General features: G+C 36.6%; 18 protein-coding genes. 6 read left to right on the top strand and 12 right to left on the bottom strand.

Translation table 11 applies throughout. The features are described 5' to 3' along the window. Positions 1-34: 34 nt before the first annotated feature. The 7 genes from G440_RS20565 to G440_RS0103710 form a co-directional block, all read right to left on the bottom strand. Positions 35-361: a hypothetical protein gene (locus tag G440_RS20565; RefSeq protein ID WP_051285132.1), complete on the bottom strand. Its 327-nt coding sequence runs from the start codon at positions 359-361 to the stop codon at positions 35-37. Next, on the bottom strand, positions 358-660 hold the full coding sequence (locus G440_RS0103735) for a DUF6787 family protein (protein WP_026450070.1): 303 nt from the start codon (positions 658-660) through the stop codon (positions 358-360). The genes G440_RS20565 and G440_RS0103735 overlap by 4 nt, the downstream gene beginning before the upstream one ends. After that, complete coding sequence (locus G440_RS0103730; RefSeq protein ID WP_026450069.1) at positions 657-1076, bottom strand: DUF6146 family protein; 420 nt, start codon at positions 1074-1076, stop codon at positions 657-659. The genes G440_RS0103735 and G440_RS0103730 overlap by 4 nt, the downstream gene beginning before the upstream one ends. Positions 1077-1232: 156 nt before the next feature. Then, the gene (locus G440_RS0103725) at positions 1233-1877 is read right to left on the bottom strand and encodes a DUF937 domain-containing protein (protein ID WP_026450068.1); all 645 of its coding nucleotides are present in this window, start codon (positions 1875-1877) and stop codon (positions 1233-1235) included. A 45-nt stretch (positions 1878-1922) separates the two neighbouring features. Continuing rightward, positions 1923-2879 (bottom strand): D-2-hydroxyacid dehydrogenase, encoded by a 957-nt coding sequence (locus G440_RS0103720; protein WP_026450067.1) that lies wholly within the window; start codon positions 2877-2879, stop codon positions 1923-1925. 129 nt (positions 2880-3008) lie between these two features. Next, positions 3009-4076, bottom strand: coding sequence for a 3-phosphoserine/phosphohydroxythreonine transaminase (serC, locus tag G440_RS0103715; protein WP_026450066.1), 1068 nt, complete (start codon positions 4074-4076; stop codon positions 3009-3011). A gap of 154 nt (positions 4077-4230) precedes the next feature. After that, positions 4231-5301, bottom strand: a complete 1071-nt coding sequence (locus tag G440_RS0103710) for an acyl-CoA reductase (protein WP_026450065.1) — start codon at positions 5299-5301, stop codon at positions 4231-4233. 63 nt (positions 5302-5364) lie between these two features. Here G440_RS0103710 and G440_RS0103705 point away from each other — a divergent pair, with 63 nt between their 5' ends. After that, entirely contained in the window at positions 5365-5715 is a 351-nt protein-coding gene (locus G440_RS0103705) for a 4Fe-4S binding protein (RefSeq protein ID WP_026450064.1), read from the top strand. A gap of 85 nt (positions 5716-5800) precedes the next feature. Here G440_RS0103705 and G440_RS0103700 read toward each other — a convergent pair whose 3' ends face one another. Then, positions 5801-6325, bottom strand: coding sequence for a hypothetical protein (locus G440_RS0103700; RefSeq protein WP_034258925.1), 525 nt, complete (start codon positions 6323-6325; stop codon positions 5801-5803). 353 nt (positions 6326-6678) lie between these two features. On the opposite strand from G440_RS0103700, the gene G440_RS0103695 reads away from it, so the two are divergent. Next, a complete protein-coding gene (locus G440_RS0103695; protein WP_026450062.1) occupies positions 6679-7476 on the top strand; it encodes an alpha/beta hydrolase in 798 nt (265 codons plus the stop codon). 60 nt (positions 7477-7536) lie between these two features. Here G440_RS0103695 and G440_RS0103690 read toward each other — a convergent pair whose 3' ends face one another. After that, entirely contained in the window at positions 7537-8010 is a 474-nt protein-coding gene (locus tag G440_RS0103690) for a hypothetical protein (protein WP_157417840.1), read from the bottom strand. Between the two features lie 331 nt (positions 8011-8341). Here G440_RS0103690 and ychF point away from each other — a divergent pair, with 331 nt between their 5' ends. After that, positions 8342-9436, top strand: coding sequence for a redox-regulated ATPase YchF (gene ychF, locus G440_RS0103685; protein ID WP_026450060.1), 1095 nt, complete (start codon positions 8342-8344; stop codon positions 9434-9436). Between the two features lie 71 nt (positions 9437-9507). On the opposite strand, the gene G440_RS19430 is transcribed toward ychF, so the two are convergent. The 3 genes from G440_RS19430 to G440_RS0103670 all read right to left on the bottom strand — a co-directional run bounded on the left by G440_RS19430 (position 9508) and on the right by G440_RS0103670 (position 11826). Continuing rightward, entirely contained in the window at positions 9508-10497 is a 990-nt protein-coding gene (locus tag G440_RS19430) for a phosphatase PAP2 family protein (protein WP_026450059.1), read from the bottom strand. Between the two features lie 112 nt (positions 10498-10609). Continuing rightward, a complete protein-coding gene (locus G440_RS0103675; protein ID WP_034258923.1) occupies positions 10610-10900 on the bottom strand; it encodes a chaperone modulator CbpM in 291 nt (96 codons plus the stop codon). Beyond that, the gene (locus tag G440_RS0103670) at positions 10900-11826 is read right to left on the bottom strand and encodes a DnaJ C-terminal domain-containing protein (RefSeq protein ID WP_026450057.1); all 927 of its coding nucleotides are present in this window, start codon (positions 11824-11826) and stop codon (positions 10900-10902) included. The genes G440_RS0103675 and G440_RS0103670 overlap by 1 nt, the downstream gene beginning before the upstream one ends. Before the next feature lie 208 nt (positions 11827-12034). Between G440_RS0103670 and G440_RS0103665 the strand changes: the two genes are divergently transcribed. The 3 genes from G440_RS0103665 to G440_RS0103655 all read left to right on the top strand — a co-directional run bounded on the left by G440_RS0103665 (position 12035) and on the right by G440_RS0103655 (position 18443). Next, a complete protein-coding gene (locus G440_RS0103665) occupies positions 12035-13456 on the top strand; it encodes an ArnT family glycosyltransferase (protein WP_169718937.1) in 1422 nt (473 codons plus the stop codon). 248 nt (positions 13457-13704) lie between these two features. Next, entirely contained in the window at positions 13705-15555 is a 1851-nt protein-coding gene (locus tag G440_RS0103660; protein ID WP_026450055.1) for a DNA topoisomerase IV subunit B, read from the top strand. A 215-nt stretch (positions 15556-15770) separates the two neighbouring features. Beyond that, a complete protein-coding gene (locus tag G440_RS0103655; RefSeq protein WP_026450054.1) occupies positions 15771-18443 on the top strand; it encodes a DNA gyrase/topoisomerase IV subunit A in 2673 nt (890 codons plus the stop codon). The last annotated feature ends 92 nt before the right edge of the window (positions 18444-18535 follow it).

Below are 18535 nucleotides of genomic sequence, written 5' to 3'. Positions count from 1 at the left end.
TTTTAAAATTTTTAAAAGATGTATGCTTATAAAATCAAGAAAGCAGCGGAGGACCTCTTAGGAAATAGTGTATGTTATTTGTTGTGAATTCTGGTAGTAGATAAATAATTTTCGTTGTGTGAAAACTATTTATTACCGTAAATTCAGGAAGGCTTTGTGCTTCAAAACTAAAAATTGAAAAATGAAAATCACAAATAGAACAATCCAATTGTTTTTTGTGAATATGGACAGAAAGATCTGTACATACTTCGTGTTCGTGATCTTCAAAGGTATGCGCAAATTTTACGGCAGTAGGAAATAGCAAAGCCAGCGAGAAAATCGCGGCTATTACAATTTTAAATATGTCTTTTTTTAAAATCATTTTTTAAGTAAAAACCCTAAACCCATTCTGCGGAGCATTTTCTTTTCAAAACCCCAGAAAAACTCGAACTCGCCAAAAACCCATCCAAAAAGTACCAAGAGTACCTGATAGACGGGGAAAATAATTAATATTCGAAAAGGCCAGTATACATACCAGCCTAGTTCCCTTTTGATCTCAAGGAATTCAGTAATTGGTGCGGCTAATTTGGCAGCAGAGCTACCAGTGATTGCAAACACCAAAAAGATTATAAAAAGTTGGCCGTTGGTTTGAACATTCCAACGTTCTTTTAGTTTTTTCAATTTCTTCCGCTTATAAATTTTTGGTTGTACTTGTCTTGAAAATAAACGAAGTAATTGTAAAGAAGGTAGTTTACTTCATAACCATAATCAACCGTAGGATCATAGTTTATTTGTTCGGAATATAGAGTGCTAGGGTATTTTCCAGGGCTTAATACGCGACTATTAAATTCTGAAACAAAGCTTCTGTTTTTTGATTCCAATAATGATTGACCATAAAATCCGCGAGGAGGCTGAGAGATTAACCAAGAATCAAAACCAGGCTCAATGATCAGAATTTCATAATCGAGATCATCATTTCCAATGCGAATAGTATCGTTTTTAATAACATCTGAAGAGGAAGAACTGCTCATTTTATTGCCAGTTCCACAACTGTAGATGGCAACGCATATAGAAAATAAAAGAATAAGTTTTTTCATCAGATTATTTATTTATCGGTTGATTTTTCCTAGAATAAAATTTATTGGAGCAAAGTTAAACAATGTAGGTATAATCCTCATGCCATTTCACTGCAAAAAAAAAATACCTTCAGTTAAATAACGGATGGTATTTTAAATATAAATTGATATAAAGATTTATTTTCCGAACATTCCACCAAGCATCCCACCAATTCCGCCGTTATCACCGTCCTTTTTATCATCCCCACCAGTAAACATACCCGCAATATCGTCTAAAACACTACCGTCGCCATCGGAATCTAATAAGCTTTCTATTATGGATTGACTCCCGCTACTATTTCCTAAAAATGAACCCAACAAACTGCCAATGCCTCCTTCTTGCACATTTTCCTTTCGCTTCTTGTTTCCTAAAAGCCCCATTAAAACTGGAGCAGCCATTTTAATAATTTGTCCAACAGAATTAGAATCAACACCACTTGCACGGCTTATATTATTCTCAACTTTAGATTGATTTCCACCAAGTACATGGCTTAAAATACCTGCACCGTCATTCATTAAACTTGAATCGGCACCTCCACCGCCTAAAAGACCACCCAATTTATCTAAAATTGAACCATCGTGACGATTGTCTTCCAAGGCATTGTTTAAATTTTTAGCTCCTTCTGGCGTTGAAGCATTTCTTTTCATGGCCCCCATTAGTGCTGGAAGCGCCATACTTAATACGGTTGCTGTTTTATCAGGAGATTGTCCTGTTTGTGCACTCGCTCCGCCAATGAGTTGCTTGCCCATATCGCTGCCTAATAAATCTAAAATTGAACTCATTTTGTCTTGTTTTTTGATTAATAAGCTAAGATAATAAAATCACGGTTAAGCCTTTACCATAATATTGATTATTTGCTCTGCAAGCTCAACCCCAATACGATCTTGCGCTTCTTCGGTAGCTGCTCCTATGTGTGGGCTGAGTGAAATCTGATCATTCATTAAAACCTTTATGGATGGAGTAGGTTCATTTTCAAAAACATCTAGTGCCGCAAAGGAAATCTTGCCATTTTCAATTGCTTCCAAAAGTGCATTTTCATTAAGAATTCCCCCACGAGAAGTGTTGACGATACCAACACCGTCCTTCATTTTTGAAATTTCTTCCTTACCAATTAAATAACCCGATTGGGAAGGTACGTGCAGGCTAATAAAATCACTATGCTTAATTAATTTATCTACGGGAGCCGTTTTTATTTTTAAGGTTATTTCTTGTCCATCGTAAAAACTTAAGGTGATATCTGCTTCCCCCACTTCATGGTCGCTGGCAATTACCTTCATCCCACAACCCAATGCTATTTTGGCAACTTGACGACCAATTCTTCCAAACCCAATGATTCCTAGTGTTTTTCCTCTAAGCTCTCTTCCACCGGCATAGACTTTTTTCAAATCCTTAAATTTTGTGTCACCATCCAAAGGCATGTTCCGGTTTGAATCGTGTAAAAAACGGACACCGCCAAATAGGTGTGCAAAAACAAGCTCTGCCACAGATTCTGATGAAGCAGCTGGAGTATTTATTACTTCAATTCCATTTTTACGAGCGTAATCCACATCAATATTGTCCATGCCCACACCGCCACGACCAATTATTTTTATTGATGGACATCCATCAATAATGTCTTTCCGTACTTTGGTGGCGCTACGTACTAGAAGAACCTCAACTTTGTGTTCATTGATATAATTTTCAAGTTGTTCTTGTGCAACATGGACCGTTAACACTTTGAAGCCTGCATCTGTTAAGGCATCTATTCCACTTTTTGAAACTCCGTCGTTTGCTAATACTATCATATTTATTGGTTGTGTTTTACCCCTAAATCCCATAAAGGGGACTTTTAACGCGGGTAAATTATTTTATATTTTTAACTTCTATTAATACAGTTTTCTCCCCCTTTAGAGGGCAGGGAGGCTTATCTAATTCTATGCGCCTTTTTCCGTAGCCTGCATTACATCTACCAATACTTGTACGCTTTCAAGTGGCAAGGCATTATACATAGACGCGCGGTATCCGCCAACACTTCTATGTCCGTTTATTCCATTGATACCGGCTTGTTTTATTTGATCGTCAAAAGTTGCTTTTAATTCTTCATTTCTTAGATTGAAGGTAGCATTCATTGTTGACCTATCTTCTGTATTGGCCACAAAACCTTTAAACAAAGGATTGCGATCAATTTCATTGTATAAAATTTCGGCTTTTTTGTTGTTCTCTTTTTCGATGACTGATATTCCACCCAAATCTTTTAACCATTGCAAGGTCAACATAGAAACATACACCGGAAAAACAGCTGGTGTATTGAACATACTGTCCTTTTCAATCTGGACTTTGTAATTTAACATTGAAGGAATTGCTCTTGAAACCTTCCCCAAAATATCTTCCTTTACTACAACGAGCGTAGTTCCTGCAGGGCCCATATTTTTTTGCGCACCTGCATAAATTAAACTGAATTTTGAAAAATCCAGCTGTCGCGAAAAAATATCGCTGCTCATATCGCAAACCAGCGGTACTGCGGTTTGTGGGAAATCTTTCATTTGGGTACCGAAGATTGTGTTATTACTAGTACAGTGAAAGTAATCTACATCTTTTGGTACTTGGTAATTTTTAGGAATAAAATTGAAGTTTTCACTTTTCGAAGTGGCAACTTCAATAATTTCCCCGAAAAGTTTTGCTTCTTTTATTGCTTTATCGCTCCAAGTTCCCGTGTTTAGGTAGGCAGCTTTTGTTTCTAAAAGGTTATAGGCAGTCATCAAAAACTGAAGACTAGCGCCACCTTGAAGAAAAAGCGCTTGATAACCTTTATTTTGAAGACCTAAATGTTCTAGGGCAAGACTCCGTGCCGTCTCCATGACTTCCACAAAATCAGTGCTTCTGTGGGAGATTTCTATCAGTGAAAGATTAGAATTGTTAAAATTCAAAACGGCATCCGCTGCTTTTTGCATTACGGATTGTGGTAAAATACAAGGGCCTGCGCTAAAGTTGTGTTTTTTCATCTGAATATTATATTTGAGAAATAAGAAGATGCGTTGCTCAAAGCATTCATTTTATTGAAAATTGGAAAATATGGGCAAACACTTCGTTTTTCTGAAAAATTAGTAGTACAAAGATGTGAATTATGACACTAAATTTGTTATAATTATAAGTTTTTTATTTATGAATTTTCAACAAAAAGTCAATAGTATTTACACCATCAGCATAGTCCCATAATTCTGGATTTTGTGCTTTCCCGAAAGGGATTTCGTTGGGTAATCCTGCTTTTGTAACTAAACATTGTATGTTTTCAGCTTCCGCTTCCAGTTTCTTTTTTACCGCATATTTAGAAGTGTATTTTTCATAAAAAACTACCGAAATAGGCGAGGAGAAGCCGGTATCCTCTTTGAGTAACATAAATTCATTATCGAGAAGTGGAAAGCCGTCCATTAAGTAAACAGCTTTGTTATAATCGTAATTATTAATGTATTTGTGATTATGGATTATTTCCTTCCAAGAGAACATTCCTTTGAAGAAAGGCTCAAAATCATAATCTTCGGGAATGTATATTTTCGAAACATTTCGGCAACCAAGTCCGAAATACCTAAAAATATCATCAGCAAGATTTCTTAAGTCTTCCTCGGTTTCATTTCCTGTTAAAACGGCAACCGAGTTTCTGTTTTTTCGAATTATATTAGGATATTTTCCGAAGTAATAATCAAAATAGCGCGCGGTGTTGTTGCTTCCTGTGGCGATAACGGCATCGAAATTGCTCATCCTCCCTTCCGTAAATTCAATATAATCCTGAAATTTTGGCTCAACAGCAATTAATTGATTGGCCAAGAACGGTAATAAAGTTTTATCATTAGATGCTAATTTCACTAGAACTTTATTGCTCGTAATCAATACGGAAAGAAAATCGTGAAAACCTACCAAGGGAACGTTTCCGGCCATGATAATAGCGACCGTTTTCGCGTTAGTTTCTTGGAACTCATATTTTGAAATCCAATGCTTGATGTTTTCTTCGGAAAGAGCCTCGCTCCAACTTATAAGTGCAAAGTTTATATTTTCCTGTGTAAACCATCCGTTTTCAGCTTCGGCTTTTTTTAAAATTGATTCGTGCTGATAGCTCTCGGAATCAGGGTTTAAATTTTTCGAAATGCCGTTTTTGGTTTGGTTTTCCTTTGCGATTTCTCGTAGGAATTTCCCTAAACTGATAAAAGCGTTAATTCTGTCTTTTAATTGCATACTTCTCTTGGAGTTACCCTTTATAGGCATTAAATTTGTGCAAAGTTAGAAAAACTAAATACCATGGCAATTATTATAACAGATGAATGTATAAACTGTGGGGCATGTGAGCCTGAATGTCCTAATACAGCTATTTATGAAGGCGCAGATGATTGGCGTTACGCAGATGGCACCGACCTTGAAGGTAAGGTTGTTTTACCCAATGGAAAAGAAGTAGATGCCAATGAAGCACAAGAACCCGTCAGCGATGAAATATATTTTATTGTTGCCGATAAATGTACAGAATGTAAAGGTTTTCACGATGAGCCGCAGTGCGCTGCAGTTTGCCCTGTGGACTGCTGCATTCCCGATGAAGATCATGTGGAAACAGATGAAGAGTTATTGGCGAAGCAAGCATTTATGCACAAAGAATAATTCACTAATCATTTTAATCAATAAAAAATCGCCCTTCAATCCTAGGATTCAAGGGCGATTCCCTTTGTGGGGATAGACAAAGGATTTATTTTTTCATGGAATCCTTTTTCATATCTAATTTATAAACGTCAGAAACGACTGCGTCGGTTTTGGCATCATAGCGCTCCACAACAAAATTTCCATCTTCATTAAAGTATCCAAAAGAGGAAGTTCCGTCTTTTGCCAAAATATAATATCCGTTCTGCGTTGAAGGCTTGATGATGGCGTAATCTTCTTTTGTAGCATTATCTCTAACAGTCATCATTCTATATCCATTCTTATCCTTCTGATTTATAAATTGGAAGCGATTGCCGTCATAAGAATAACTGACATTGGTATCCACTTCAGCAGGCTTCATAACCACACTTTGATTTATTTTATTAGCGTCAGCATTTTCCAAAGAACGTGCTTGTTTTTTAGTAATAGTTTTAGATTTTGTAGAAACATCAACGCCTTTGCTGCTTTTAACCGATTCTTTTGTTATTATCGATTCCTTCGTTGTGTCTTTATTTTCCTGAGCAAAACCAGTTGTGAAGGCTGCTAATGCAAATATTATAAGTACTTTTTTCATAATGGTTGTTATTTTTGTTTTTGTTAAATTCAAAAGTACCTAGATCAGATGTTAAAAAACCATAAAGGCTTAATAATCATTTGCTAAAGTTCATATTTCTAGTTTTTATTAATAATTTCGATAATATATTTAGTCCATCAAATTGAAACAATAAGAAAACCTTTGAAAGGCATTTAAAGTTTTCGAAAATACATGGGGATGCTCAAACCATTATATTAGAGCATGCCATACGACCGTAAAAAATTGAATAATTTTAAATCTTATCTCATAATTATGACTGGAATAACGGAAACCTATAAAAAGAGATTGGGTCTTTCTTTAATTCAAACGGATACAAAATAGTTTTTAGGAATATGAAACGCTGGTTAAAGAAATTTCTGATTGTAATAGCTTGCTTATATCTTAGTATTGGTGCGGCACTTTATTTTTTGCAGGATAAGATGATCTTTATGCCGGAGCCACTTGCAAAGAATTACACATATTCATTTCCAGGTGATTTTGAAGAGATTAATTTAAAAACCGATGATGGGGCAGTTTTAAATGCACTTCATTTTAAGGTTGAAAATCCAAAAGGAGTGATTTTATATTTCCATGGAAACGCAGGCGAGCTTTCCAGTTGGGGCAAGGTGGTGCAAAAATTTGTCAATATACAGTACGATGTCTTGGTAATGGATTATAGAACTTATGGTAAAAGTACTGGGAAACTCAGTGAAAAGGCCTTATATAATGATGCTCAACTATTTTATGATTTATTGCTGGAAAACTATTCCGAAGATAAAATAGTGGTTTATGGCCGATCTTTAGGAACTACTTTTGCAACTTATGTCGCAGCCAAAAATCATCCAAAACAATTAATTCTGGAAGCTCCCTTTTATAGTTTGGATGAAGTGGCAGGGGAGCGCTTTCCATTTCTTCCAGTAAGTTGGTTTCTAAAGTTTCACTTTCCAACCTACCAATATTTAAAGAATGTATCGTGTCCTATTTTAATTTTTCACGGTACAGATGATTATGTGGTTAACTACAAAAACAGTGAAAGACTTTCAAAATTAAAAACGAAAGGAAAACTTACCTTTAAAACAATTCCAGATGGAACCCATAACAATTTGGTGAATTTCGATATTTATAGAAAAACGCTCGATTCCATTTTATAGATGAAAAAAGTCCACCTCAATTAATAGAGATGGACTTTTATAAAATATTAAAACAAAAATTTAGTCTTTCCTAAGCTTATTCATTCCTTTAGGTCTTGCTTGCAGATTTTCTCTTCTATCGGCCAGCTCCTTTTTCATCTGGAGCTGTTTTTGATCATATTCCCGTTTTTTTTGGGCAGCCATTTCTTCTTGATTCCTTTTGGATTTCTCTAGTTCTGCCTGTTGTATTTCTTTTTTTCTGGCAATTGAAGCTTCATTGTTTTGATCAATATCAACTGCATCTACCAATACTTCCTTTGAAATATTTTTGCTCGTATTTTCGTTGAATTCTTGATTGGTTTTTTTGTTACCTTCAACAATAATAGCACCACTTTCTGTGTCAGTACTTTTAGTTTCCTTTACTCTAACGTTGCTTCCTTCCTTGGTAACTTCACGTTTTATGGTAGATTCTTTTTTTAAGGTTTTATTTTCCTGCGCCTGGATACTTGCAATTGCAAAAGCCGCAATGGCTACACTCATGATTAATTTTCTCATAATTATTGGTTGTTTTTGTTTATTTAGTAAACTTAGGCCTGATGTAGTTAAGTTTTTGCAAATTTTAAGTGAAACAATAGCCAATTTTTTTTGAAAAGCAATTTGAAATCTCCTGTTGAAACTTTGTTCTTAAAACGTATATTTGCAGCTTCTTAAACCGAGGTTAGCTTCGTTAAGAAAAACAAATCAAAAAGCATTAGGCGTTGGGAAGCAAGAGATAAGACTAAACTATTTTTGAAATGAATTATTTTAAAACAATTAATTTCGTCCAATATGCTATCTGTTAGTGCACTATGTCAATATATATATTAAAAGATTATAAAATATAATTATGAAAGCAGGTATTGTAGGATTACCAAATGTGGGAAAATCCACTCTTTTCAATTGTTTGAGCAACGCTAAGGCGCAAAGTGCAAACTTTCCTTTTTGTACCATTGAGCCGAATGTGGGTGTGGTAAATGTTCCAGATAAGCGACTTTTAAAGCTCGAGGAATTAGTAAACCCAGAACGCGTGCTTCCTGCAACTGTAGAAATAGTAGATATCGCCGGACTTGTAAAAGGAGCGAGTAAAGGTGAAGGTTTGGGAAACCAATTTTTGAGCAATATTCGTGAAACCGATGCTATTTTACACGTACTTCGTTGTTTTGATGACGATAATATTGTTCATGTAGATGGAAATGTAAACCCTATCCGCGATAAGGAAACAATCGATATTGAGTTACAGTTAAAAGATCTTGAAACGGTTGATAAAAAACTTGAAAAAGTAAAACGTGCCGCACGTACTGGAAACAAAGAAGCTCAAAAAGAAGAAACCGCATTACTAAAAGTAAAATCAGGTTTAGAAGCTGGAATTTCTGTTCGTGCCATCGATTTATCTGATGAAGAGCGTGCAGAATTTATAGTGAACGCCCAGTTTATTACTGACAAACCGGTAATGTACGTATGTAACGTAGATGAAGGTTCGGCGGCTACAGGAAATGCTTATGTTGAAAAGGTGAAAGAAGCCGTTGCTGGAGAAAATGCCGAGGTATTGGTTTTGGCAGTTGGAACTGAAGCCGATATTACAGAACTCGAGACTTTTGATGAACGCCAGATGTTCCTTGAAGATTTGGGATTGGAAGAAGCTGGTTCCGCAAAATTAATTAGAAGTGCCTATACTTTACTTAACCTACAAACCTATTTTACGGCTGGTGTAAAGGAAGTCCGCGCTTGGACTATTCCAGTTGGCTCAACTGCACCACAGGCAGCAGGAGTAATCCATACAGATTTTGAAAAAGGATTTATTCGTGCCGAAGTAATAAAATATGACGACTATGTAACCTACGGTAGCGAAGCTAAAGTTAAGGAAGCCGGAAAAATGGGAGTAGAAGGGAAGGAATATATTGTTAAGGATGGCGATGTAATGCACTTCCGCTTTAACGTGTAATTATAGATATGAGACTTGAGATGTGAGAAGCTTGTACTATTTTCTCACATCTGATGTCTCACATCTTACATCTAAAAACTATACCTAAAAGCCATTCCGCTATACGTATCGCCATTAAAGCTAGTTCCTGAACTGGGATAAACATCCATGTTTTCGATTTTCTTTTTATGAAGTTCTGGGACTAAAATTCCTGTAGCAGCTCCTAAAGCATACCCCAAAAGTACATCGGTTAAAAAGTGTTGTCCTGCTTTAATTCTAAAGAAACCCACGGTAGCGGGTATCGCTGCGGCGCCTCCCCATATAAATACTTTACCCGAAGTTTCTGGGTGGTAATCTGTATAAACTTTAGCAGCAAAAAACGTTGCTGTTGCAGCCGCGGCCACGTGGCCTGAATAAAAGGAGCGTTGCCCATTGTTTATTAAACGTCTATCCAAAGAGGCGCCATCACTATATACATAAGGTCGTGATCTATTTACCAGTCCTGCGGTTATGGTATATATTGCAGCAGTTGTCGCTAGGCTTTCTAAATATAAGCCTAAATATTGCCCTGCATGATCATTGATATCATCGTCAAAAAGTAAAACTAAAGGGGTGGCAAAAGATATAGCAAAAGGAATGTTACTCTGTCCTAAAGCGGCTTCGGAATCATTTCCGGCAGCCCATTTATCTAAAAAATTAATATCCTTTTCCTTAGCGAGTACTTCTTGCAACCTAACTTCAGTAATATCGTCTTTACTTATTATAAGAGAATATCCCAGTACGGCACCTCCCAAGGCCGTTCCTGTCCAAATTCCATCTCTCAGCCATTTCCACTCATAAGGTGAGTTGCTATTTTTTAGATTCAGCGTATTAAGATTGTTGATTTCGGATGAACTTTGGGTAAAGTCATCTTGATCATAGAGGTTATAAGAAAGTGAATTAGAGAAGGTGTTTAATTCTTTAATAGTAGTTAATGACGCCACATCATTTTGTTGAAGCGTATTTAATGATTCTTGATTTATACTTTGGGAATATATATTTGCAGTAAGAAATAGTGCTAAAATACCGACGAATTTTACCATAAAATGCTTTATTGATTAGTTTTAAGTTTGAATAAAGATATAGTATTGTTAAAATGCTAAAATTATTTTTAACACGAAATTATAAGAGACACATCATCACTTTGGAAATTTATTATTCATATAAACGCAGTTTTTTTTGAAGTAGATCCAGCTCTTTTTCCATCTTTCTCATTCGGTTCAGCATTTGTTTTATTGCGTCTAAGCCTTCATAATTGATTCCGAGATCGTGGTGCAAACGAAATAACCGCTCTATCTCTGTAATGTCGTCCTCATCAATAAAAGTTTCGCTTTCCCTTTCTTCAAGATTTACCAAGCCATATTCATACAGATTTTGAACAAAAGTATTTTCAATATGTGACTGTTCGCAATAGAGGCTTACCAATATATATTTTTCCTGTGCCATTATCTCAGTTTTGAAAGTTCGGTAAATAATTCTTTTTCTTTATCGGAAAGGCTTTTAGGTAGGTCAATTTTATAGGTTATGTACAAGTCGCCATGTTGATCTTCTTTCTTGTACTTAGGCAATCCTTTTCCTTTCAGTTTAACTTTAGTGTCGTTTTGAGTTTCGGGTTTTACCTTCAACTTTACTTTACCAGTTAGTGTTTTAACAGTGATATCGCCACCTAAAAGAGCGGTGTAGAGTGAAATATTTTCATTAGAATACAAATCGCTATTCATTCTTTTAAATGTGGTATTGTTTAAGACCTCGAAAGTAATGAAAAGATCACCTTTTGGACCGCCATTCATTCCCTCGCCTCCGTAGTTTTTTATTTTAATTGTTTGCCCATCTTCAACACCGGCAGGAATTGTAAGCCCTATTTTTTTATCACCTATGCTAATGGTCTGTTTTTGATCTTTTAAAATGTCGGTCAAATTAAGCCGAAGTGTGGCATTTAAATCCTGACCTTTAAATTGGGATGTTTGTCTTCTACCGCCGCCACCGCTAAAACCACCGCCACTGCCTCCAAACATAGATTCAAAAAAGTCGGAGAACTGGCTTTCTTCATAGCCTTGTGCGCCGCCGCCATAGCTTCTGCTACCGCCATAACCGCCACCAAATCCTTGTGAGCCTTGTTGTTTTTTCGCTTCTTCAAAGGCATCGGCATGTTGCCAATCTTTTCCATATTGGTCGAATTTTTTGCGTTTTTCTGGATCGCTCAAAACCTCATTCGCCTCATTTATTTTCTGAAATTTTTCTTGTGCAGCTTTATCGTTGGGGTTTAAATCGGGGTGTAACTTTCTTGCCAGTTTGCGATACGCCTTTTTTATTTCTGCGGCCGTCGCACTTTTGTTGACTCCAAGAACTTTGTAGTAGTCTATAAATTCCATGTAGGTTTTTTATTTGCGCTATGAAATTATAAAAAGAAATCCAGCTACTCTATTAGAAGAGGCTTTCTTCACAAAAGTTTAGCAAAAATTTGATTTATCGTCATATCCATATTTCGCGGTTCGGCTATTTTTCATAATTTGCTAGCTTGATTAAAATAATTTTTTCAATAGCAACATCGATCCTTTTTAAATGCCTGCTTTAAATTTCATGAAAAATTCATTCACTTCCAATGACTCAAAATACCTCTTAACAGTATTTATACTGTTAGTTATAGAATATTACTTAACTATAGACATCCCTTTTTTTTGGGACGCAACAAGTAAGGCATTACGCGCGGGTTGGATTTATGAGAATAACTTTGGAAGCTTAATCGTTCCGAGTGACATGAATTCTGGTCACCCGCCGCTCTGGATAACAAGCCTAGCGCTTACCTGGAAAATTCTTGGTCAATCACTTTGGGCGAGTAGAATGCTGTTGCTCCTTATAAATATTGGAGTTTTTTATCAACTTTTTAGATTAGTTAAATCATTATTTGATGAAAATGTTCCGTTGATTCTGTTCTTCTTTATTTGTCTAGAACCTACGTTACTTGCGCAGACTACCAGTTTAAACAATGATATGTTACTTCTGTTTTTTACATTATTAGGCTGCAACGCTTTACTTAAAAACAAATTCCTCTTGCTCACCATAGCCTTAGTAGGTGCATTATTGACAAACTTACGTGGCATCTATGTGTTTATTGCACTAGGTATCTGTCACTTCATTTTAAATAAAAATCACTATCTAAATTATAGTAAAAAGCAACTGTATCCCTATTTGATTGGGATAGTATTATTTTTGATTTTTGCCATCTATCAGTATAGCGAAATAGGTTGGGCAATTATTACCAAGCAAAGAAACTATTCACAACATCGAGAAGTGGCGTCATTTCAAACTATCTTTAAAAATGCACTTGCTTATTTGAAGTTTTATTTAGACTTCGGAAGAATTTTTATTGTATTTCCAACGTGTATTTTACTTTGGAAATACAGAAATTCAAGTTTAAATTTTAACAAAGCAACACATAAAACATTTTTGCTATTAGTAGTTTTCGTAATTGTGTTTTTCTTCGGAATTGTGCCGTTTAGCAATCCTTCAGGACCGCGATATGTAATGATTTCATATCTATTGGTCATGATTTTGTTTGTCAATCTTTTATATGATGAAGTGCGTCAAGTAAACATTAAAAAATGGCTTATTCCTTTAGCTTGCATTGGCCTAATCACGGGACATTTTTGGATTTATCCTCCTAAAATTGCTCAAGCTTGGGATAGTTCCTTTGCATATCTTAACTTTTTCCCCGTAGAAAGAAAAATGCAAAATTATATTGATACGAATAATTTCAAACGAATTCAAATTGCAACCTATTTAAGAGAAAATATAAATGATCCAGCGAATACAAAAGTTAAGACCAAAGTCTTCCATATTCCCAATCCAGATTTAGACAAAAATAAATATATGTTGATGAGTAATGTGGAAAATTCTATGGATGATGCTACTATGGATACAGTCTTGAATTCGTGGGTGTTAAAACAGAAATTTTCTCAATTGGGCGTTTATATGGCTTTATACGAAAACCCAAATTACTGAAAGCTTCTTTCTAACCTTAACAGTTCATTCCTTCGACCTTAGAAAGACTTTTTTCGAAAGAATTCAAAACACTTGCTTTTGAAGAAAACATATAGTATTTTATTCTGAATAAATTGAGATTTTCTCGCACTTGTAGTTGAAAGCAAATTACTAACAATCTAAATCATTTTATTGTTAATTACTTTCCCAAGTATTGGTTTCACAAGTGCTAACGTATATTTATATTAGCAACCCTACACCAAATCCTTATGACCGAAACACAATATACCGAAGACAACATACGCTCGCTCGACTGGAAAGAACATATCCGGATGCGCCCAGGGATGTATATTGGGAAATTGGGTGATGGTTCCTCACCCGATGATGGTATCTATATCCTTCTAAAAGAGGTGATTGACAACTGTATAGATGAATTCGTAATGGGTTCCGGAAAAACCATCGAGGTGCGCATCAAGGACAAAGAAGTTAAAGTTCGCGATTACGGACGTGGAATTCCACTTGGAAAAGTAGTGGATGTAGTTTCAAAAATGAACACCGGAGGGAAGTATGATAGCCGCGCTTTTAAGAAATCGGTCGGCTTAAACGGGGTTGGTACCAAAGCTGTAAATGCACTTTCATCATTTTTCAAGGTGGAATCGGTGCGCGAGAACAAAATGAAAGTTGCGGAATTTTCTTTGGGAGAGCTCACCAACGACATAGCTATAGAAGAATCTTCAAAGCGAAAAGGTACCAAGGTAATATTTATTCCCGACGAAGGTATTTTTAAAAATTTTAAATACCGCACGGAATATGTGCAGAAAATGCTCAAAAACTACGTCTATCTCAATCCAAGACTGACGATAGATTTTAATGGCGAAAAGTTTTATTCCGAAAATGGACTGAAAGATCTATTGATGGAAACCATTTCCGAAGAAGATATGGCATACCCCATAATTCATCTTCGTGGTGAAGACATTGAAGTTGCCATAACACACAGTAAAACCCAATACAGCGAAGAATATCACAGTTTTGTAAACGGTCAGAATACCACGCAGGGTGGAACGCATTTAGCTGCTTTCCGAGAAGCTTTGGTGAAAACGGTACGGGAGTTTTACGGTAAAAATTACGATGCCAGCGATGTGCGGAAATCTATTGTTTCGGCGGTCAGCATCAAGGTCATGGAGCCTGTTTTTGAGAGTCAGACCAAAACCAAGCTCGGTTCTACTGATATGGGTGGTGAGCTGCCTACTGTTAGAACATTTATCAATGATTTTGTAAAAACGCAGCTCGATAATTACCTTCATAAAAACGCAGAGGTAGCAGACGCAATTCAGCGAAAAATAGTACAAGCCGAACGGGAACGCAAAGAGTTAAGTGGAATTAGAAAACTGGCAAAAGACCGTGCAAAAAAAGCCAATCTTCACAATAAAAAACTGAGAGATTGCCGCGTGCATCTGGCAGATGTTAAAAACGCAAGAAACCTAGAATCTACTTTGTTTATAACCGAGGGAGACTCTGCGAGTGGAAGCATCACTAAAAGTCGGGATGTAAATACACAAGCCGTTTTTTCGCTTCGAGGAAAACCCTTGAACACCTACGGAATGACGAAAAAGATTGTTTACGAAAACGAAGAATTCAATCTTTTGCAAGCCGCGTTGAATATTGAAGATTCCATGGAAGATTTGCGGTATAACAACATCGTAATCGCCACAGATGCCGATGTGGACGGAATGCACATTCGTTTGCTGTTGATTACGTTTTTTCTTCAGTTTTTTCCAGAATTGATAAAAGAAGGACATCTCTATATTTTACAAACCCCATTATTCCGTGTTCGAAATAAAAAAGAAACCATTTATTGCTATTCCGAAGATGAACGAAGGAACGCCATGGAGAAATTAAAGCCAAAACCGGAAATCACCCGATTTAAAGGTTTAGGTGAAATTTCACCTGATGAATTTGTGCATTTTATTGGGAACGATATACGTTTAGATCCTGTAATGCTTGATAAGTCAATGAGTATTGAGGAATTGCTTTCGTTTTATATGGGAAAAAACACCCCGGACCGGCAGGAGTTTATTATTGATAATTTGAAGGTGGAGTTGGATAGAGTTGAGGAGTAAAAAAAGTGTTCAGTATTCAGTAGCAGTTGGCAGTATGCTCACGAGTGCTAATAAATTGAGATCTTTATCTATATACACGGAATCCTAAGGGCTAAATAGCTATCGGGACGGCGTAATAGCTATAGCACAGTCCCGATAGCTATCGGGATAACAAAGAACCCCAGAGCTACCTACGCAGAGAATAAATAATAAAAATAAAGAATAGGTAATATATAATGAGTGACGAACTCGACAATAACGAAGAACAAGAAATCACAGGTCCAGACTATTTGGGCGTAAACGACGATACTTCCGCCGATACCATTAAAAAGGTAACTGGAATGTACCGCGACTGGTTTTTGGATTATGCTAGCTACGTAATCCTAGAACGTGCTGTACCCGCAATAGAGGACGGTTTTAAACCTGTGCAGCGTCGTATTATGCAGTCCATGAAAGATTTGGATGATGGCCGATACAATAAAGTAGCGAACATTGTAGGACATACGATGCAGTATCACCCACACGGAGATGCTAGTATTGCAGATGCCATGGTGCAGATTGGACAAAAAGATTTATTAATTGACACCCAAGGAAACTGGGGGAATATTCTTACGGGCGATAGCGCTGCTGCCTCTCGATATATTGAAGCGCGGCTTTCAAAATTTGCTGTTGATGTGGTTTACAACCCTAAGATAACCAGATGGCAAGCTTCTTATGATGGTCGTAGAAAAGAACCCATTAACCTACCCGTTAAGTTTCCACTGCTGCTAAATCAAGGTGGAGAAGGAATCGCTGTTGGACTTTCAACTAAAATCTTACCGCATAACTTTATTGAGCTGATAGACGCTTCCGTAAAGCATTTGCAAGGTAAAAAATTTCAAATCTATCCCGATTTCCCAACGGGTGGAATTATGGATGTAGCCAATTACAACGACGGATTGCGTGGCGGAAAAATTAGAAGCCGGGCACGTATCAGCCAACTTGATAAAAATACACTTGTAATTACCGAGATTCCTTTCGGTACAAATACTTCATCGCTCATTGATTCTATTTTAAAGGCGAATGATAAAGGGAAAATAAAAATTAAAAAGATAGAGGACAACACTGCTGCCGAAGTGGAAATCCAAATTCATCTACCTGGTGGCATTTCACCAGATAGAACTATCGATGCACTTTATGCATTCACCGCTTGCGAATCATCCATTTCTCCATTGGGTTGCGTTATTGAAGATAATAAACCCTTGTTCGTAGGGGTTTCTGAAATGCTTCGCGTAAGTACGGACCGCACCGTAGAATTGCTAAAAAGTGAACTCGAAATCCAATTGAGTGAATTGGAAGAGCAGTGGCACTTTGCTTCCTTAGAACGTATTTTCATTGAAAACAGAATCTACCGAGACATAGAAGAAGAGGAAACTTGGCAAGGAGTAATAGCTGCAATCGACAAGGGTTTGCAGCCGCATATCAAACATTTAAAGCGTGCTATTACTGAAGATGATATCGTTAGATTGACCGAAATTCGAATCAAAAGAATTTCAAAATTCGATATAGACAAAGCCCAACAAAAGATTGATGCACTGGAAGATAGTATTGCTCAGATAAAGCATCACTTAGCAAACTTAATTGAGTATTCTATTGACTATTTTAAGAGGCTGAAAAAGGAATATGGAGCCGGAAAGGAGCGAAAAACAGAAATAAGAACCTTTGATGATATTGAGGCAACTAAGGTTGTCATCCGGAATACAAAGCTCTATGTGAATAGAGCTGAAGGTTTTGTTGGCACCAGCCTAAAACGAGACGAATACGTAACCGAATGTAGCGACATTGACGATATTATTGTTTTTACTGAAGAGGGAAAAATGATGGTTACTAGGGTGGATCAAAAAACCTTTATTGGGAAAGGGATTATCCATGTTGCGGTTTTTAAGAAGAAGGACAAGCGAACCATTTACAATATGATCTATCGCGATGGTCCTCGCGGCGCAAACTACGTAAAACGTTTCGCGGTAACTTCTACAACGAGAGATAGGGAATATGATATGACAAATGGAACAAAAGGTTCCAAAGCTATTTATTTTACGGCCAATCCCAATGGAGAAGCCGAAGTTGTAACTATATTTTTACGTCAGTCCGGAAGTATCAAAAAGCTGAAATTTGATCTTGATTTTTCAGATCAGTTAGTGAAAGGAAGAAAATCCAAAGGAAATATTGTTACAAAATACTCTATCAGAAAAATTGAGCTGAAAGAGAAGGGGCTTTCAACTTTAAAACCACGTAAAATCTGGTTTGACGATTCTGTACAGCGATTAAATGTAGACGATCGCGGAGAGCTCTTAGGTGAATTCCGCAAGGAAGATAGATTGCTAATCATCAACCAAAAAGGTATTGTTAAAACTGTAATTCCAGATTTAACCTTGCGCTTTGATGATGATATGATCATTCTAGAAAAATGGGACCCTAAAAAACCCATAAGTGCTATTTATTGGGAAGGGGATAAGCAATTGTTTTATGTAAAGCGTTTCCTAATTGAGCATCCTGATAAAGAGGAAGCCATCATTACTGAGCACCCTGATTCGTATTTAGAAAAAATATTTACGGAACACCGCCCCATGGCCGAAATAGTTTTTACAAAGAAAAGAGGGCAGGAGCGTGAAGAAAATTTGGAGTTAAATTTAGAAGAGTTTATAGCGATAAAAGGAATTACCGCAATGGGCAATCAGTTGACCAAAGAAAAAGTTTTGGAAATAAACACTATGGAGCCACTTGTTTACGAAGCTCCAAAGCCCAGCGAGCCAAAGGAAATTGAAGTTGTTACCGAGGATAATGATGCTTCAGGAGATGAAAAGTCAAAAAAGAGCGATGATTCAGATGACTCTAAAACTGATGACGACGGACAAGGAACATTATTTTAGCTTTTTTTACCAGAGCTATTCAACAAAAGAATCCCGTAGGGTTTCATGTGATTATAGAATATCATTGTTAATGACCTTAATTCAATCCAGTC

The organism is Aequorivita capsosiphonis DSM 23843 (assembly GCF_000429125.1).
GTDB lineage: Bacteria > Bacteroidota > Bacteroidia > Flavobacteriales > Flavobacteriaceae > Aequorivita > Aequorivita capsosiphonis.
This window is presented reverse-complemented; position numbering and strand designations above follow the sequence as displayed.

Excerpts from the sequence above, each read along its gene's own strand:
- G440_RS20565 (WP_051285132.1), bottom strand. The coding sequence starts at position 361 with ATGATTTTAAAAAAAGACATATTTAAAATTGTAATAGCCGCGATTTTC.
- G440_RS0103730 (WP_026450069.1), bottom strand. The coding sequence starts at position 1,076 with ATGAAAAAACTTATTCTTTTATTTTCTATATGCGTTGCCATCTACAGT.
- G440_RS0103725 (WP_026450068.1), bottom strand. The coding sequence starts at position 1,877 with ATGAGTTCAATTTTAGATTTATTAGGCAGCGATATGGGCAAGCAACTC.
- G440_RS0103720 (WP_026450067.1), bottom strand. The coding sequence starts at position 2,879 with ATGATAGTATTAGCAAACGACGGAGTTTCAAAAAGTGGAATAGATGCC.
- serC (WP_026450066.1), bottom strand. The coding sequence starts at position 4,076 with ATGAAAAAACACAACTTTAGCGCAGGCCCTTGTATTTTACCACAATCC.
- G440_RS0103710 (WP_026450065.1), bottom strand. The coding sequence starts at position 5,301 with ATGCAATTAAAAGACAGAATTAACGCTTTTATCAGTTTAGGGAAATTC.
- G440_RS0103705 (WP_026450064.1), top strand. The coding sequence starts at position 5,365 with ATGGCAATTATTATAACAGATGAATGTATAAACTGTGGGGCATGTGAG.
- G440_RS0103700 (WP_034258925.1), bottom strand. The coding sequence starts at position 6,325 with ATGAAAAAAGTACTTATAATATTTGCATTAGCAGCCTTCACAACTGGT.
- G440_RS0103695 (WP_026450062.1), top strand. The coding sequence starts at position 6,679 with ATGAAACGCTGGTTAAAGAAATTTCTGATTGTAATAGCTTGCTTATAT.
- G440_RS0103690 (WP_157417840.1), bottom strand. The coding sequence starts at position 8,010 with ATGAGAAAATTAATCATGAGTGTAGCCATTGCGGCTTTTGCAATTGCA.
- ychF (WP_026450060.1), top strand. The coding sequence starts at position 8,342 with ATGAAAGCAGGTATTGTAGGATTACCAAATGTGGGAAAATCCACTCTT.
- G440_RS19430 (WP_026450059.1), bottom strand. The coding sequence starts at position 10,497 with ATGGTAAAATTCGTCGGTATTTTAGCACTATTTCTTACTGCAAATATA.
- G440_RS0103675 (WP_034258923.1), bottom strand. The coding sequence starts at position 10,900 with ATGGCACAGGAAAAATATATATTGGTAAGCCTCTATTGCGAACAGTCA.
- G440_RS0103670 (WP_026450057.1), bottom strand. The coding sequence starts at position 11,826 with ATGGAATTTATAGACTACTACAAAGTTCTTGGAGTCAACAAAAGTGCG.
- G440_RS0103665 (WP_169718937.1), top strand. The coding sequence starts at position 12,035 with ATGAAAAATTCATTCACTTCCAATGACTCAAAATACCTCTTAACAGTA.
- G440_RS0103660 (WP_026450055.1), top strand. The coding sequence starts at position 13,705 with ATGACCGAAACACAATATACCGAAGACAACATACGCTCGCTCGACTGG.
- G440_RS0103655 (WP_026450054.1), top strand. The coding sequence starts at position 15,771 with ATGAGTGACGAACTCGACAATAACGAAGAACAAGAAATCACAGGTCCA.